This is a genomic window from Thermocaproicibacter melissae (assembly GCF_024498295.1).
Classification (GTDB): Bacteria; Bacillota; Clostridia; order Oscillospirales; family Acutalibacteraceae; genus Thermocaproicibacter; species Thermocaproicibacter melissae.
Window position 1 is genome coordinate 1643882 of sequence record NZ_CP101827.1, and the last position, 16423, is coordinate 1660304.

Below are 16423 nucleotides of genomic sequence, written 5' to 3' on the forward strand. Positions count from 1 at the left end.
AAACACAGGTGAATAGAAAAACCCGCAGGGCAAATGCCCCGCGGGTTTTTGTTTTATGTATTCGGAAGCAATTCGGCAAAACTCTTGCAGCAACCGTCGGCCTCTGCGCGCATCTTGGCTTCCTCCGTCTGGGAGGAGCCGTCATAGATTCCTATGACGGTCATGCCGGCTGCCTTCGCTCCGCGGATGCCGGGCAGCGTATCTTCAAACACCAAGCAGTCGCACGGGCGCACCCCTAGGCGGGAAGCCGCAAGCAGAAACACGTCCGGGAACCCCTTGCCGCGTTCGACTTCCTCAACACAGGCAAAAGCGTCAAAGTAATCATAAACTCCGTTATTTTTCAAAACAGGGCCATAAAGCTTCGGCGGAGAAGCCGTTGCAACGGCAAGCTTTACGCCCTTCGCCGTGAGATGGTTGAGGAATTCGCGCACAAACGGCTTGAGCGCGATGTGGTGAGCATACTCGTCCTCCACCATGCACATCCACTCCGCCATCAGCTCTTCCGGTGTCTCGGAAAACCCGTAGCGGCGAATGGTGTATTCCGCCGATTCGCGGAACGACATGGAGCTCACCGCTAAAGTGTAATCCGGTGTCGGCGGGATGCCGTGCTTCTCCAAGCATTTACGGTCCACTTCTGCCCAGACGCCAAGCGAGTCAATCAACGTTCCGTCAAGGTCAAAAATCACCGCGCGGAAATCATTCTTCAAATTGTTCTCTCCTATCCGTGAATTTCAGAGATTATCAATTTCTTTGAGCCAGAGTGCAGCCGAAGCGTCGCTCGGCATCCGCCAGTCCCCGCGCTGGGAAAGCGCAACGGTGCCGACCTTCGGGCCATCCGGCAGGGCGGAGCGTTTGAACTGGCTCATAAAGAAGCGGCGGTAGAATTCACGCAGCCACTTTTTCACCGTTGCCGCGTCATAGACGCCGGCAAACGAAGCCACAGCCATGCGGTAGATTTTGCCCGGTGCAAAGCCGAACCGCAGCATGTAGTAAAGGAAGAAATCGTGCAGCTCATAGGGGCCGACAATGCTTTCGGTCTTCTGAGCAATCTCTCCGTTTTCCGGCGGGAGAAGCTCCGGGCTGACCGGCGTTGCAAGCACATCTTCCAGAACCTTGCGCAGTTCTTCCCCTCCGGTAACGGCGACATGATGCACCAAATGGCGCACCAGCGTTTTCGGAATCGAGCAGTTCACGCTATACATCGACATGTGGTCGCCGTTGTAGGTCGCCCAGCCGAGGGCAAGTTCGGAAAGGTCGCCCGTTCCGATGACGAGGCCGCCACACTGGTTTGCAAGGTCCATAAGCACCTGCGTGCGTTCCCTCGCCTGCGCGTTTTCATAGGTGACATCACGCACGGCGGGGTCATGCCCGATGTCGCGGAAATGGAGCGAAACACTCTCGCCGATCGGGACCGTGCGGAAATCGGCGCCAAGCAGCTCCGCAAGGCGCTGCGCGTTGCTCTTAGTGCGCGACGTTGTTCCGAATCCCGGCATTGTCACCGCAAGAATTCCCTTGTGGTCAAGGTCAAGCATATCGAACGCGCGGGCCGTTACAAGCAGCGCCAGCGTGGAATCGAGTCCGCCGGAAACGCCGATGACGGCGTGCGTCGCGTGGGTATGCTTCAGGCGGGTTTTCAGGCCCGTAGCCTGCATATTCAGAATCATTTCGCAGCGCTCGGCAAGGTCTTTTTCGTCGCTCGGCACGAACGGAAGCTGCGGGAATTTGCGTTGCGGAACAAAGGAGGGCACATTCAGCTCAAACGGAATGTAGCGCGCCGTTTCGTTGCTGTGCCAAGTTGTCATGTGCAGGCGCTCCTGCGCAATGCGCTGGAGGTCTGTTTCCGCAACCGTCAATCCGGTTGTGAACGGCTTTGCCTCCGCAAGGAGCGAGCCGTTTTCGGCAATCAGGCGCGCACCCGCGAAAATCAAGTCTGTGGTGGATTCGCCTTCGCCCGCGCCCGCGTAGACGTAGGTACAAAGCAGGCTGCCGGACTGGCTTTTGACCAGCATCCTGCGGTAATCCGCCTTACCGATGGTTTCGTCGCTCGCAGAGAGATTGAACACAACTGTTGCTCCCGCCATTGCGAGCTTCTGCGACGGCGGACAAGGCACCCAGAGGTCCTCGCAGATTTCCGCAGCGACGGAAAGTTCCGGAATATTTGTGCAGCGGAACACAAGGTCGGAACCAAACGGAACCGTCTGCCCGCAGAGTGTGATTTCTTCGCCTTTTGGAGCCGGTGAGAAGTGGCGCGCCTCATAAAACTCGCTGTAATTCGGTATACAACTCTTTGCCGCTACGCCGAGCAGCTTGCCTTTGCAGATGGCTGCCGCGCAGTTGTAAAGTGCCGCCCCGTGAGGCACCGGAAGCCCGATAAAAGCAAGAAGGTCGAGATCCTTCGTTTCTTCCATCAGTTTTGCAAGGGCGGCTTCCGCCCCGGCAAGGAGCGCACTGTCCCGAAACAGGTCTGCGCAGGTGTAACCCGTCAGGCAGAGCTCCGGGAACGCCACTGCTCCGACCTGCTGTTTTGCACATTCCCGCATCATCGCCGCGATTGCACGTTCATTGAACTCGCAGTCTGCGACCCTGATTTCCGGCGTTGCCGCCGCAACTCTGAAAAAACCGTCTGTCATATTTACTCCTTTCCTTCCCCTTCCCTGAGGAACGGAAATGCCGGAAGGTTCCGGCTCATTTTTCAAAGATATTACAAAATATCCGGCTGAGTCCAGCCGGATGCTTGTGCCTTTATTTAACCTTGCGGCGCTTCCTTTGCGAGGTCTATTGGCTCCATCTTGTCTTGACCGGTTCGGAGAACAAAGAACGCGCCGACCAGAATGGACGAATAATAGGTGATGAACCGCCAAAGCAACATCGCCTGCGTCAGAATCTTTTCGCTGAAAAACAGGCGGAAAAGAACGAGGAAGCTGCCTTCCGCCGCACCGGAAGCACCCGGCAGCGGCGTATACCCGGAAATCATCGTCACAAAGCATTGCGCGGAAATCATATCGACTACCGGCGCCCCGGGATTGCAGAACGCTTTATAGATGAAAAACGGCACGGAGAACAAAGCCAGAAGCTGTATGAACGTGTAGCTGTAAACTCGCACGGTAAGCTGGCGGTTGCCCTTCATTGCCTTGTTGTTGTCTAAATAAAACTGAAGCTGCCCTTTTACCTTTTCCCGCGTTTCATCCGGTTTCTTTACAATATGCACCTTGGTAAGCAGCGTAACAACGGCACTGATGAGCTTCGTTGTGAATTTTGGGCTGTAAGTAAAAAGGAGAAGAAGCAGCACCGAAGCCGATTGGTACAGGAAACCGATGACGGCAAGGGCAAAGAAGCCCTGTATCTTACTGAGGAAAAACGCCGAGCGGATGATGATGACCGCCAGCGAAAACAATGTAATCGTCGTCTGGTAAACGAGGAACTTCTGAACAAGCGTTGAGATGGCGATTCCGGAAGGAATCCCCTGCCTGAGAAAGGCGACAAACTGCGCGGGCTGCCCGCCAATGGCATACGGGGTAACGGAGTTGAAATACTGCCCGATCATCGTTACGCGAAATGCGCTGTGGTAGTGGTAATCGTTTGGCCTAGCCTGCCCGGTAAGCGTTTGGATAACAAGGGCATCCATCACCCATGTGACAACCGTGCATGCAGCAGCGCCAAGGAGCCAAAGCGGGTGAATCTCCCGAAAGCTGCTGATGAGCACAGCAAGGTTGTTGTTCCAGACGCAGAAATAAATGAGCAGACTGATTGTCAGCGCGAGCATCGCGATGCGAAAGATTTTGTATTTCCGGCTTTTATCTTTCATTGTGTACCCCGAACTCCGCCCGTTTCCGATTCAGCGGACAGAATAATCCTTTGCGAATTGTTCCGGGGACGCGACAACATCAGGCAGGTTGCCCAGTAAATCCGCCACTCTACAGTCATCGGTGGAATACTTTTTGAGCGCGCGGCTGACGCGCCTCATGTTCTCCATACATCCCCGCATACATTTTTTCTCAGTATGTACTTTTAATACATAAAGATAGCAGCAATTGCAGGTTTTACGGAGCAAAGCCTGATAGCTTTTTTTGTATTTCTCGTAAAGGCCGCTCTTTTCGAGAGAAGCGCGCACCATCGCCGTAGCACGAATAAAATCGTTGATTTTATTCGTGTTCATGGTTGCGAGCGTACTGGTAGAACGCTGGTTGTAGTAATAAAGCGGGCGGTCAATGACAACGACCCGGCTCGCATGCGAAAACACACGGGTTGTTGTGGCCATATCCTCAAACGTCATGTTCGGGAAGGTGATGTCGTAATCCATAAAAAGTTCCCTGCGGTAAAGCTTGTTCCACGCAAGACTCTGAATCTGAACATCTCTCAGGAGCTTGTGCATAGCCTCCGAGCCGCTCAGCACGCCCTTGCAGCGGAACGGATATTCAAACAGGAAATCATTTTCAATAAAATGGAAATAATAGTAGCAGCAAGCAATATCGGCGCTGTTGTCAACACAGGCACGGTAAAGTTCTTCCAAAAACGTGGGCGAAACATAGTCGTCGCCGTCCACAAACGAGAAGAACCGGCCGCTGGCTGCCCTCATTCCCACGTTGCGCGCCTCTGACATTCCCTTGTTCGGCTGGTCAATAACCTTGATGAAATCGTACTTCTCCGCAAAATGGTGCAGAATCATCGGAGAATCGTCGGTAGCGCCGTCATTCACGGCGATGACTTCAAAATCGCGGAAGGTTTGCTCAACCAATGAAGTCAGGCATCTTCCGATAAATTGTTCCACATTGTAAACCGGAATGATTACGCTGATCTCCGGCTTTTGATCCTTTTCCACCAACTTTCTCTCCCTTTCCCGGCAAGCATCCATCAAGCCGTGTATTCTGCATTTTGTAAAAAAACATTCCTTTTGCAAAATCCGCAATCTTCATTGTTGCAGAATCATCGAAAAATGTCAAGCATCCACTCTTTAGTAATTGTTACCTGCCCACAAGGAGCGGCTGCCCTCAGGCAGCCGCGTTCTGACCATTTGCGGTCGTTCCAGAAGTAGCTTCAGAAGAAGGGTTATTCGATGACGGCGATGGTGTTGTATTAGGAGACTGAGAGGATGGATCTCCGCTTGGGGTGGTCGCCTTTCCCGTAAGTTTGTCACGGCTGGTTCCGGGGCCATAGACATAGTAGGCCGGCATTGCAGGGTAGGTTGAGGAATTCAGATACTCGGTCTTTACCGTTTTGCCGTTTTTCAGGTAAAGGCGGCGTGCGGATGCCAGATACCCTGTTCTTGCTTTCTGTTCAAGCTTTACCACATTAGCGGCAAGAGAGGAGTCTTCGATATATTTTGCCTCAGTGGGCGCAGGATATGTCTTATCAATTCGGGAAACAATTTCAATGCTATCGTAATCGTCGGGCTGATAGCCGTAGAACGTGGCGGTCAGCTTTCTTCCGCTGGCAGAGGTTACAAGAAACATCGGGTAGTTCGTAGTGTTCATGAGCTTTAAGTCGGTGTATGGGTAGCTCACCGTTGCGTCCTGCCCGATTTCACAGTAGGCTGACGGGATAGAGTGGTTGTGGCGTTCCACAATCTTCATGCCCGAGCGAAGCGCGGCGCCGTAAATCGTCGTGGAAGCCTGGCAGATGCCGCCGCCGTAGGAATCGATGTGTCTGCCGTTTTCGATTGCTCCCGCGATGAGGAAGCCATTTGCTCGGTCGCACGGGCCGACGGTTTTAAAAAACGAAAACGTTGCCCCCGCATTGATTTTTGTGCCGTTGGCCAGCAAAAGTGCTTTTTTCATATTATAGGTGCCGTTCGCGTTATTGACGGAGACGGTACTGTATGTTCCCAGTTTCTTCATGTGCTTTTTCAAGCTGCTGAGAGAGGTCTTGTACGGCACGGACGAGGTCTTCATGGTTACGGTACCCACGTGATTCCCTTCCACAACAGCCTTTACGTCGTTCCAAAGGCTGTCTTTGTCTACACTGACGCCGGCTTTTCCGTCTTGGAATTGGAAGCCCGAGGAAACAGAAAATCCGGTAACTGTGGGTTCTGTCGCTGGCTTCTCGACTTCCGCGGCAATCTTCATAACCTTTGCTTTTAACGCATCTTCATCCAGCGTTGCGGTAATCGAAAAATTCTGCGGTTTTGTCTTAAGTTCGGTTACAATTTTATAGCGTGTCTCAAGGTCACCGCTTCTGCCCACGGCGTAAGCCTTTTTTAACACATCTTGCGTATCAAACGAAAAAGACATATCCGTCTGTGTCAATTCCCACTGTTTGTCGCCGCAGGTAATGACAATGCGGTAAGTTCCAATGGTGGAAGCTTCCTGTTCCTTCAAGGCCTTCAGGGCCTCCTCCATCGTCATGCCGGAAACATTCACACCCTGCACGGTAATTCCGCTGTAAAACTTATTGATGTTGACTGCGGCTTCCATTTCCTTTTTATGTTCCAAATCCTGTTTCGATTTTACAAACAGCGCTGCTAAAGCTCCCACGCAGACGACAATGGCAGCAACCACAACGGCAATGATTTTTACGTTTCTCCGCTTGGAATTTTGCAACGACTTGTTCTCCATATCTGGCACAGTAATCATGCCCCTCCTGAAGTAGAGTTCATCTTTCATTACTAGCAGTTGCAAACATTATATTCCATTAATCCCAAGAAGTAAAGTTACATCCTTGAAACTATCCATCGACCGAACACAAGTTTGGTCAGTGGCGGGTTTCACTTGCAAAAAATATATGCTATAATATCGCTTGAAATTTGTCCCTTTTCCGTACGGAAGGAGCCTATTATGAAAATTCTAATTCTGACTGCGGCAACCGGCGGAGGCCATCTCCGCGCATCCCGCGCAATCAGCAGCTATATCGAACAAAATTGCCCCGACTGCAGCGTGGAAGTTGTCGATGCCATGAAAAGCATCGGCAGCATTGTGGATAAGACCGTCTGCGAGGGCTACCATATGCTTGCCACCAAAACTCCGAAACTCTTCGGCAAGCTCTACCGCGCCACAAACAAAAAGAGTGCGCTTTCCAGCCTTTTGAACCGGTTCAGCAATACCTTCGGCCGTCTTCTTCTCCCTGCCATTGAGCAGAGCAGTCCCGACGCCATTATTTCAACGCATCCGTTCGTTTCCGAAATGGTCTCGCACCTGAAGGCCACCGGCTGGGTGGATGTTCCGCTCATCACGCTGATGACAGACTACGGCCCCCACCGCGCTTGGATCGGCAGCGAGGTTGACGCATACGTTGTCGCAAATTCCGATATGATTCCCAAAATGGAGGTCATGGGCGTCAGCAAAGAAAAAATCTATCCGTTCGGAATTCCGGTGGAAGACGTTTTCTTTACGCCGGCAGACAAGCCCGCTCTGCTGAAAAAGTTCGGACTTGACCCGAATCTGCCCACCATTCTGATTATGGCGGGAAGCTTCGGAGTTACCAACATTCTCGACATCTACCGCCAGATTACCAAGGTTGACCTTGCGTTTCAAATCGTCGTTATCACCGGCCGCAACGAAAAGCTATACGCCGCTTTTGCCGACGAGGTGGAAAACAGCCCCAAGAAAACAAAGCTGGTGTTCTTCACCAACGAGGTGGAGAACTACATGCACGCTTCCGACCTGCTCGTTACAAAGCCGGGCGGGCTGACCGTATCGGAGGCGCTGGCGTGCAACGTTCCGCTTGCTGTGTTCGACGCCATTCCCGGTCAGGAGGAAGACAACGCAGATTTTCTTTTGAACTACCACATGGCTGTAAAGCTGGAGCAAGACACGGACTGCGGCGCTGTGATTCGCTCACTGCTTGAGGACAGCCAGAAGCTCAACGCCATGCGCAGCAATTGTGCGGAATTTGACAAGTCCCATTCCGCAGAAAACATTCTGGCGCTAACGCGCGAACTCTGCGAACAGTATGCAAAGCGGCGCGCCGGAAACTGAATGAATACAAAAAGCAGGTTCCAAAAACGGACCTGCTTTTTCATTGTTTTCTATTTTCTTTTCTCGGCGGGCGGCTTCAAAAGAAGGCGCGTTTCCCCGGGGTTTAGGGTAACGAGCTTGGCGGAAATGCGCGGGTGCTTGAGGCGAAGGCGCACCATATCCCGCAGGGCCTGCCCTCTGTTGCAGCCGTGGATGACCCTCACCTCGGTCATGTCCGGCGAGGCGTTGCTGAGAAAATGCTCTAAGCGGCACTTTGCGTCTTCCACGGTGAGGCCGTGAAGGTCAATTTCCGCTGTTTTTCCGTGTTTTACTACATGCAATCTTCATCGCTCCGTGCTCATCGTTTTTTCTTATTATAAACGCGCCTAAAGGCGATTGCAAATCGCTCCAAATCCGTGGACTCACCCGCCTGCGCTGTGGTATAATAGCCGAAAAGGGAAATACGCGGGAGGCTTGATGCCGCCGCGAACGTCTGGGGGGAAACACCGTGAAAGTCGTGGATCTTCGCAATGTATTTACAAGCTGCAACGACGAATTAATCGAGATCACCGACTCGCTCATCTATTACGCGGAAGAGAAAGTGGAAGAGGGGCATCCGAGCCTGTTTCTGCTGGAGTACAACCGGGTAATGAAGCGCGAACGGGTAATTGCCAACTATCTCCTTCCCGGGCCGGCGTGTGTGCAGCATTTTTTCAGCTTCCCAAACGACATTGTGGTCGTCAGCGAATCCGGCGGAAGCGAAGCTTGGGTGATCCGTGTGGACAAGCGCACCGGAGAGGAACACGACTTGGCGAATTTGCACTTCATCGGCGATTTCCAGCAGTGCTTGGCACTCGATGAATTCCATATTCTGTTTTTCACGGTCTCCAACAAACAACATGAACATCTGTTCCGTAAATACGAAAAGCTGACCGGTTTTTCGCGCGTCGTTTTTCTCTATGACCTAAAGGACGGAAAATATTACTATGCGCGCGACCCGCGCGTCTGCGGCAATCTCTCCGGCTTTCTTCCGTTCAGCCGCTGCGGCGTGCCGTGGCTGCTCGTTCTGAGCCCGCACGGGAGCGAAAGCGAAAAAGAAAAATGCTACCATAACATGCGCTGGCTCGGCGACAACATCAACGACAGTGTTTGGGAATGTCCGCTCCACGATTTCATCGTTTCCGTAAAGAACGGCGAGGAGCGTGCCCCGCTGGATCTTCTGCTCAGCGCAGGAACCGCCGGACTGGTGCGCTATGCGGGGCAAGATGATAACTATTTGTATTTTCGAGCACGTTATTTCCCCACAGGAGACCAGCGTATCTGTGCCTGCAGCAAGCGGACTGGGCGCAAAACCGTTGCGGCAAAGCTGACACTCGGGCCGGACGAAAAGCCTGCACAGTTCAGCATTGACCCGCTGGGCGGGCGCGCTTACCGCATTACGGATGAGGAAGATGCTTACCATGTAACCGGAGTACTCAACTCCTCTGTGGATGCCGACCTGCCGAAGGAGCTCGGCCGGTTCGTAACGTGCGTAGACGACCGCTTCCTCATTGCGCAGTACATACTCACGGACGGGAACGACTCGTTTGAGTTCCATTCGATTCTGGATACCGAAACCGGCACGCAGAAAAGCTACGAATGTCGCTGCACCGTGTGCGGAGACACCGTGGTTCTGCATTAAATCCTCTTTCCGCTGTGGAAAGTTGGTGAATTGAAATATCGAATATTTGCATTAAAAGCCGTGCTTTCGAGTAAAAAATCGCCGCCGGAAGGCTTCCTTCCGGCGGTTTCTTGTAATTTACCGCGCATCGCTTTAGTTCAAAACCTCTACGGTGCTGAGTAGATTGCGGCACAGGAAAATAATGATCAGCGAGGCTACAATGTTCCAGCCGATTATGGGCAACGAGGAAAAGAAAAGCAACGATGCTCCGGCAGTTTCTTCCAACGCCATATAGACGGCAACGCTCCCGGAGACACCTGGCGTCATGATCAGTAAGAGGAGCAACATGAACAGCCCCGCCACCAGTCCGCGGTTCGACATGCTGCCCATCGTCCGCTTGGCCAGAATATTTCCTGCCACGAATATCATGCCGAAACTGCTGTAAGCGAGGAATGCGGCGATTCCGGAAAGCGGATTTGCGTCCGCCACTAGGGTCGTGATGAAAAACAAAACCGCACCTTCCACAATCGGCTTGAGAATGTTCATCATGCTCGCCCAGAGCAGTTTGCGGAACGGGTCCTCCGGCACAAGGTAAATATACGGCCTCGCGAGCTCCTTGGCCCAATATCCCACGGCGTTCATCAGGAAAAGGACATAAACGTCAAACGCAAAAAAGCCCAGCATGAGGTCATCCGGCTGAACCGTTTCGTCCATGGCACTGAACACTAAGACGCCAATGATGTTAGCTGCCAGCATGACAAACGAAGAAGTCCCCAAAAACACCAGCTTGTTCTCTCTTCGTGCCTCGCAGAGATGCTTGTAGAAAAATGTATTGGCTCCCCAGCCTCTGTTGAGGCCCGTTTTGCCCACGTGCACTTTCTTATTCGCTCTTGCCATCGCCAAGCTGCTGCGATTTTCCTTCATCGCCTGGCGGGCACCAAACTGTGCTTCGGTGGACTGAAGCACGTCTTCATAATAATCGGCGTTCGTGCGGCGGAACAGAACAAGCACAAGTACAAACGATGCCACAAGAAGTATGGTGTAGCAGATTGTGGCGGTCATGTTTCCTTCAATGACGCCGAAAATCGCCCCCTGCGCCCAGCCGATGAGGGGAAAATACTCGAGGTACGGCGACGCGATTGCCTGCATCCCCGCATCCATCGTGGCACCGTTCTGCTGGAACACATACAGTGCCGTCAGAAGCATCAGCCCCAAGTAAACATAAATAACCGTGCGCACTTTGTTTTTCCGTTCATCGTTGCCGTTGCAGTAGCTGTAAAACAGCAGCGCAAGAATTTGAACAACAATGAGCAGAAATACGGAATATACCAACAGCGCCACTACCGAATTTGGGCTGATGTTAAACTGTTCATTGAGCAATGGGCTGTAAAACAGAATAAAGATAAACCCGAGCAGCGTGGCAGCTGTCTGCTTTACCAAGCCGTACGTCAAGATGGTCTTTGGATCAATCGGCGAAACAAAAAGGAAATTCACGTCGGACATTTGGAACATCGTGGTGCCGGATTTTAAGGCGTTCAGCAGAGTGGCGACGCCAAGGAACAGCAGCCACGCGAGGACGACACCATGCAGGATGCGGATATCGGCGTAATTCCCCGTATGTTCCTCTCCTTCTTGCATACTGCCGATGACGGAAGTAACAAAAAGCGCTATGATGAGAAGGTAAATGATTAGCCTGCCGGGGTGATGCAGCAGGTCGCGAAAAAAGTTCTTAATCTCCTTGCGCACAAGGTAAATCAGGGCTTTCATGCGGGTTCCCTCCCCGCGCCTTCCGTAATGGAGAAGAACAGCTCCTCCAGGTTTTCTCCGGTCTGTTCCACTTCGCTGCGTGTGCGGGATGCGGCAATGCGGCCGTTCATCATAATGAGCACCTTGTCCCAGAAATCGCGCACGCTGTCAAGCATATGGGTGCTGAGCAGGATGGAGCAGCCCTGATTTTTCAATTCGATGAGCATGGTTTTCAGTTCTTTAATGGCGTGCGGGTCCAGCCCCACGAGAGGCTCGTCGAGCAGAATCGTTCTCGGGCTGGGCAGCAGCGCGCAGCAGATGCTGAGCTTCTGCTGCATTCCTTTGGAAAGCTCCTTGCCGAGCTTATTTGTTTTGTCGTTCATTTCCATGCGGGTCAGCAGTTCCTCTGCCCTCGGTTTCCAGTCACGCACGCGGTAAGCGCGCGCAATGAATTCCAAGTGCTCGCCCACCGTCAGGTTTTCAATGGGTGCGGGCAGCTCCGGAATATACCCAAAGGTTCGTTTCGCTTCAATGCTCTTGTTGTTTTTTCCGTCAAAAAGGATGTTGCCCTGAAAACGCAGAAGTCCGGTAATGCATTTAATTGCCGTTGACTTCCCTGCGCCGTTCGGTCCGCATAAGACTGCAATTTCGCCGTTCTCCACTTTGAAATTCAGATTGTCGTTCGCAGTGAGTTTCCCGTACTTCTTTGTCAGGTTGTAAACCTCCAGCATTGCTTATTTCATCCCTTCAAGTATGAATTGTTGCAGCGGCGGAAACAGTCTCCGGAATTAACGGTTCCGCTGAAACAAATATAGGGATATTATAGCATACAAATTTTCCCGATGGAAGAATAACATTCATTTTTTGAAATTATTTATGCCTCATGCAGTGATCTGCGAAGATTTTTCTAAATTTTTTTAGAAAAAGGACTTGCATTTTGCCGGAGGATATGATATTATAAACGAGTCGTCAGGGACGACAGAAAAATTGAACAAGTTGGTGTTGATTGCGGTGAGGGTACACCCGTTCCCATTCCGAACACGGAAGTTAAGCTCACTTGCGCCGACGATACTTGGCTGGCGACGGCCTGGGACAATAGGTGACGCCAACACTGTAAAGCAGTCATCCAATAGGGTGGCTGTTTTTTTACATTTCAATATTTTTCCCTTGTCAAGACGTTATCTCTGTTTTTTTGCGCCGCAGCGCAAGCGGCTGACTTCAGAAAGGTGGCATACACCGTGAAAAAGCTTTGGTATCGGCAGCCCGCCGTAAAATGGGAAGACTGCATGCCTCTCGGCAACGGGAAACTGGGAGCTATGGCAAACGGCTCTCCCGACCACGGCTGTATTCAGTTGAATGAAGAAAGCCTATGGTCGGGTACGTTTAAGGACCGCAATAATCCCGACGCTTACTCGCACCTCAATGAAATCCGAAGCCTTCTGGCGGAAGGCAAAGCCTCGCAGGCAGAGGCGCTGGCCTGCTGCGCCTTAACCGGCACCCCGCCGAACGAGACTGCGTACCAAACCCTTGGGGAACTGAACCTTATCACCTCGCACAGCGATTACTCCGATTACCAAAGGTCGCTGGACCTTGAGGACGCCTGTGCCCGCGTGGAATACATCTGCGGCGGCGTGCGTTACAGCCGTACGCTGTTTGTGTCGCAGCCGGATAACGTTCTTGTTCTGCGCTTCACGGCAGATAAGCCCGGAAGCGTCAGCTTCCGCGCCTCGCTGTCCCGTTCCTTCTGGGCGGACTACCTCAGCGCCTCGGAGTCGGAGGATCCGGATACCGTCTGCATGGAGGGCGGAACCGGCATCTTGTTCCGCGCGGTTTTGAAGGCTCGCACAAAAGGCGGCACCCTGCGCCGGGTCGGAAGCAATCTTCTGGTGGAAAACGCGGATGAAGCGGAGCTGTTTGTTTCCGCCGCCACTTCTTTCGCTTCGGCGGATTACCGCCTGCTTGCGCAGAAGGCTGTGGAACAGGTCATGGCCAAAAGCTTTGAGGAGCTTTTTGAAGCGCACCGCAGAGAATATCGCTCGTATTTTGACCGCATGGAGCTTCATCTCTGCTACGACTCCTCGCTTGACCTTCTTCCCACCGACGAAAGGCTTCGCCGCTTCCGTTCGGGAGAAAGCGACAACGGCCTTGTCGCCCTTTACTTTGATTTCGGCCGCTACCTGCTGATTTCTTCGAGCAGGCCCGGAAGTCTTCTGCCCGCAAACCTGCAGGGAATCTGGAACCGGGACCTCCAACCGGCATGGGGCAGCAAATTCACAATCAACATCAACACGGAGATGAACTACTGGCCGGCGGAAGTCTGCGGTCTCGGCGACTGTGAACAACCACTGTTTTTCCATATCAAGCGCATGGCCGCCCACGGGCGCGACACCGCACGCATCATGTACCACTGCCGCGGGATTGTCGCCCACCACAACACCGACGTCTGGGGAGACACCGCACCGCAGGACGTCTGGGTACCCTCGACCTTCTGGGTGATGGCGTTTCCGTGGCTCTGCACCCACATCTGGGAGCACTACGAATATTCGCTCGACACATCTTTCCTGAGGGACTACTGGCCGATTTTGCAGGACACGGCTCTTTTCTTCATCGACTACCTTGTGGAGGACGCAGAGGGAAGGCTGGTCGTCTCCCCCACGCTTTCGCCGGAAAACAGCTACATCCACCCAAAAACGGGTGAAACCGCAAACCTCTGCATCGGCTGCACGATGGATTCGCAGATTCTGCGCGACTTTTTCCGAATCTGCATCCGCGCGTCGGAGATTCTCGGCACAGGGGAAGAACTTGCAAGCAAGCTGAAAGAACTTCTGCCCCGCCTTCCGAAAACGGAGATTCATTCCAACGGCACCATCCGCGAGTGGCTGGAAGAATACGAAGAAGTGGAAGTCGGGCACCGCCATATTTCGCACCTTTATGGGTTGTTCCCCTCGGAACAAATCACGCCGCAGAAAACGCCGGAGCTTGCAGCCGCCGCAGAAAAGACGCTGGAGCGCCGCCTTTCGCACGGCGGCGGCCACACCGGTTGGAGCCGCGCATGGATTATCAACTTCTGGGCACGCCTGCAGAACGGTGAAAAGGCTTGGGAAAATATCCGCCTGCTGCTCGAAAAATCCACGCTCGACAGCCTCCTTGACAATCACCCGCCATTTCAGATTGACGGCAATTTCGGCGGTACCGCCGGCATCGCAAACATGCTACTGCAGTGCATAAACGGAGAAATCGTCCTGCTCCCCGCACTGCCAAAGGAATGGCCCAGCGGCTCCGTCTGCGGCCTGCGCGGCAAAGGCGGTCTTTCGCTGAACATGCGGTGGGAGGGCGGCACGCTTGCCGATCTTTCCATCCAAAGCCCGACGGAACAGGATATCGCTCTTCGCTATGGAAACACCGTAACCGCTGTGCACTTGGTTGCCGGCATCAACGCAATAGACACTGCCCGACTCGCATAGTCGGGCATTTTTCTTAGTCGTTCTCCAATGCTTGGTTGAGGTCCCAGATGAGGTCGTCAGCGTCTTCCAGGCCGACGGAAATTCGGATGGTCTCCGGACCGAAGCCGGCCGCGCGCTGCTCTTCCAGTGTTAGCTGCTGGTGCGTTGTGCTGGAAGGATGAATGACAAGCGACTTTGCGTCAGCCACATTTGCGAGCTGAGAGAAGATTTTCAGGCTGTCGATGACCTTGCGCGCCTTTTTCTCGCCGCCCTTGACCGAGAACGTGAAGATGGAGCCGGCTCCCTTTGGGAAATATTTTTTTGCAAGCTCATAGTACTTGCTGGAAGGAAGCCCCGGGTAATTTACTTCCTGCACCTTTGGGTGCTGCGAGAGGAATTTCGTGATTTTCTCGGTGTTGGAAACGTGCTTCGCCACGCGGAGCGACAGCGTTTCAAGGCTTTGCAGGAACAGCCAGGAGTGAAACGGAGAGAGTGACGCGCCGGTGTCCCGCAGAAGCTGGGCGCGGATCTTCGTGACAAACGCCGCTGGGCCGAGGTCTGCATATTTCAGGCCGTGGTAGCTCGTGTCCGGCTCGGTAAAGCCCGGGAATTTTCCGGAAGTCCAGTCGAAATTGCCGCCGTCCACAATCACGCCGCCGATGGAGGTGCCGTGCCCGCCGATGAATTTTGTGGCAGAGTGAACAACCACATTCGCGCCGTGCTCGAACGGGCGGAATAGATACGGCGTTGCAAACGTGTTGTCAACGATGACCGGAATCTGGTGCTTTCGGCCAATCTCGCCCACGGCGTCAAAATCAATCACGTTGATTCCGGGGTTGCCGAGTGTCTCGTAATACAGCGCCTTTGTCTTTGGGGTAATGGCTTTTTCAAAGTTTTCCGGGTCGTCCGGATTCACGAACACGGTGCGGATACCGTATTTCGGCAGTGTGTGTGCGAACAGATTGTAAGTGCCTCCGTAGAGTGTGCTCGCCGCAACGATTTCGTCGCCCGCCCCCGCGATGTTCAGAATGGCGTACGTCACGGCTGCTGCGCCGGAAGCTACGCCCAATGCAGCCGAGCCGTCTTCGAGCGCGGCGATGCGCTTTTCAAAGACCTCCGTAGTGGGGTTTGTCAGGCGGGAATAGATGTTTCCTGGAATTTTGAGCGCGAAACGGCCTTCCGCCTCATCGGTGCCGGCAAAAACATAGGAGGTCGTTTGGTAAATGGGCACCGCCCGTGAACCCGTTGCCGGATCGGGAATCTGCCCCGCCTGTACCTGCAAAGTGTCAAATGCGAATTTTCTGCTGCTCATGAATATCATCCTTTCAAAACATATTTTTCGTATTTCTGCCGCCCGCTGAATACAAAAAGGCTGCCGTTTTCAACCGGCAGCCCCTTTTTTGTAATATAGGATTCCCCTGTGTGTTATATGACAAGAGGAACGGCGGCCCGGCTGCGTCTGGCTGCAAACATCGCAAAGCACATGGTGCACATCTCGCGCATCATGCTCTCAAAGCTGCTCATTCGTGCATACATTTTCATAATCGGGCCCTTCCTTTCATATTATAGTAATTATATATGAATTGTCACTAATATAGAACTTTTTATTTGCCCTGTCAACCCTTTTTTCAAAGTTTCTCATGGAATTCTTATGGCACGGTTACGGTTGATTTAAATTTGCTTTA

12 protein-coding genes and 1 rRNA gene are annotated in these 16423 nt (G+C 53.0%); 4 read left to right on the top strand and 9 right to left on the bottom strand.

Annotated elements, in window-relative coordinates:
• Nucleotides 1-53 precede the first annotated feature (53 nt).
• The 5 genes from NOG13_RS08020 to NOG13_RS08040 all read right to left on the bottom strand — a co-directional run bounded on the left by NOG13_RS08020 (nt 54) and on the right by NOG13_RS08040 (nt 6569).
• Nucleotides 54-707: an HAD family hydrolase gene (locus NOG13_RS08020; RefSeq protein WP_283110046.1), complete on the bottom strand. Its 654-nt coding sequence runs from the start codon at nt 705-707 to the stop codon at nt 54-56.
• 24 nt (nt 708-731) lie between these two features.
• Nucleotides 732-2630 carry an NAD(+) synthase gene (locus NOG13_RS08025; protein WP_283110047.1) on the bottom strand — a complete coding sequence of 633 codons (1899 nt, stop codon included), beginning with the start codon at nt 2628-2630 and terminating at the stop codon, nt 732-734.
• A 116-nt stretch (nt 2631-2746) separates the two neighbouring features.
• Nucleotides 2747-3805 carry a lysylphosphatidylglycerol synthase transmembrane domain-containing protein gene (locus tag NOG13_RS08030; protein ID WP_283110048.1) on the bottom strand — a complete coding sequence of 353 codons (1059 nt, stop codon included), beginning with the start codon at nt 3803-3805 and terminating at the stop codon, nt 2747-2749.
• A 30-nt stretch (nt 3806-3835) separates the two neighbouring features.
• On the bottom strand, nt 3836-4819 hold the full coding sequence (locus tag NOG13_RS08035) for a glycosyltransferase (protein ID WP_283110049.1): 984 nt from the start codon (nt 4817-4819) through the stop codon (nt 3836-3838).
• A 169-nt stretch (nt 4820-4988) separates the two neighbouring features.
• Complete coding sequence (locus NOG13_RS08040) at nt 4989-6569, bottom strand: VanW family protein (RefSeq protein ID WP_283110050.1); 1581 nt, start codon at nt 6567-6569, stop codon at nt 4989-4991.
• 201 nt (nt 6570-6770) lie between these two features.
• Here NOG13_RS08040 and NOG13_RS08045 point away from each other — a divergent pair, with 201 nt between their 5' ends.
• Nucleotides 6771-7910 carry an MGDG synthase family glycosyltransferase gene (locus NOG13_RS08045; RefSeq protein ID WP_283110051.1) on the top strand — a complete coding sequence of 380 codons (1140 nt, stop codon included), beginning with the start codon at nt 6771-6773 and terminating at the stop codon, nt 7908-7910.
• A 50-nt stretch (nt 7911-7960) separates the two neighbouring features.
• On the opposite strand, the gene NOG13_RS08050 is transcribed toward NOG13_RS08045, so the two are convergent.
• The gene (locus NOG13_RS08050) at nt 7961-8230 is read right to left on the bottom strand and encodes a Smr/MutS family protein (protein ID WP_283110052.1); all 270 of its coding nucleotides are present in this window, start codon (nt 8228-8230) and stop codon (nt 7961-7963) included.
• A gap of 167 nt (nt 8231-8397) precedes the next feature.
• Here NOG13_RS08050 and NOG13_RS08055 point away from each other — a divergent pair, with 167 nt between their 5' ends.
• Nucleotides 8398-9570, top strand: a complete 1173-nt coding sequence (locus NOG13_RS08055) for a hypothetical protein (protein ID WP_283110053.1) — start codon at nt 8398-8400, stop codon at nt 9568-9570.
• Between the two features lie 132 nt (nt 9571-9702).
• On the opposite strand, the gene NOG13_RS08060 is transcribed toward NOG13_RS08055, so the two are convergent.
• Together NOG13_RS08060 and NOG13_RS08065 are read right to left on the bottom strand one after the other, a co-directional pair.
• Nucleotides 9703-11316, bottom strand: a complete 1614-nt coding sequence (locus NOG13_RS08060) for a putative ABC exporter domain-containing protein (RefSeq protein ID WP_283110054.1) — start codon at nt 11314-11316, stop codon at nt 9703-9705.
• Nucleotides 11313-12026, bottom strand: a complete 714-nt coding sequence (locus tag NOG13_RS08065; RefSeq protein WP_283110055.1) for an ABC transporter ATP-binding protein — start codon at nt 12024-12026, stop codon at nt 11313-11315. Before NOG13_RS08065 ends, NOG13_RS08060 begins: the two co-directional genes overlap by 4 nt.
• A gap of 264 nt (nt 12027-12290) precedes the next feature.
• On the opposite strand from NOG13_RS08065, the gene rrf reads away from it, so the two are divergent.
• Nucleotides 12291-12406 (top strand): 5S ribosomal RNA (gene rrf / locus NOG13_RS08070).
• A 127-nt stretch (nt 12407-12533) separates the two neighbouring features.
• Nucleotides 12534-14759 carry a glycoside hydrolase family 95 protein gene (locus tag NOG13_RS08075; RefSeq protein ID WP_283110056.1) on the top strand — a complete coding sequence of 742 codons (2226 nt, stop codon included), beginning with the start codon at nt 12534-12536 and terminating at the stop codon, nt 14757-14759.
• Between the two features lie 13 nt (nt 14760-14772).
• On the opposite strand, the gene NOG13_RS08080 is transcribed toward NOG13_RS08075, so the two are convergent.
• Complete coding sequence (locus tag NOG13_RS08080) at nt 14773-16050, bottom strand: O-acetylhomoserine aminocarboxypropyltransferase/cysteine synthase family protein (RefSeq protein WP_283110057.1); 1278 nt, start codon at nt 16048-16050, stop codon at nt 14773-14775.
• Nucleotides 16051-16423: the final 373 nt, after the last annotated feature.

Bases quoted from the DNA above. Each gene is read 5' to 3' on its own strand.
- NOG13_RS08025 (WP_283110047.1), bottom strand. From the start codon at position 2,630: ATGACAGACGGTTTTTTCAGAGTTGCGGCGGCAACGCCGGAAATCAGG.
- NOG13_RS08030 (WP_283110048.1), bottom strand. From the start codon at position 3,805: ATGAAAGATAAAAGCCGGAAATACAAAATCTTTCGCATCGCGATGCTC.
- NOG13_RS08040 (WP_283110050.1), bottom strand. From the start codon at position 6,569: ATGATTACTGTGCCAGATATGGAGAACAAGTCGTTGCAAAATTCCAAG.
- NOG13_RS08045 (WP_283110051.1), top strand. From the start codon at position 6,771: ATGAAAATTCTAATTCTGACTGCGGCAACCGGCGGAGGCCATCTCCGC.
- NOG13_RS08060 (WP_283110054.1), bottom strand. From the start codon at position 11,316: ATGAAAGCCCTGATTTACCTTGTGCGCAAGGAGATTAAGAACTTTTTT.
- NOG13_RS08065 (WP_283110055.1), bottom strand. From the start codon at position 12,026: ATGCTGGAGGTTTACAACCTGACAAAGAAGTACGGGAAACTCACTGCG.
- NOG13_RS08080 (WP_283110057.1), bottom strand. From the start codon at position 16,050: ATGAGCAGCAGAAAATTCGCATTTGACACTTTGCAGGTACAGGCGGGG.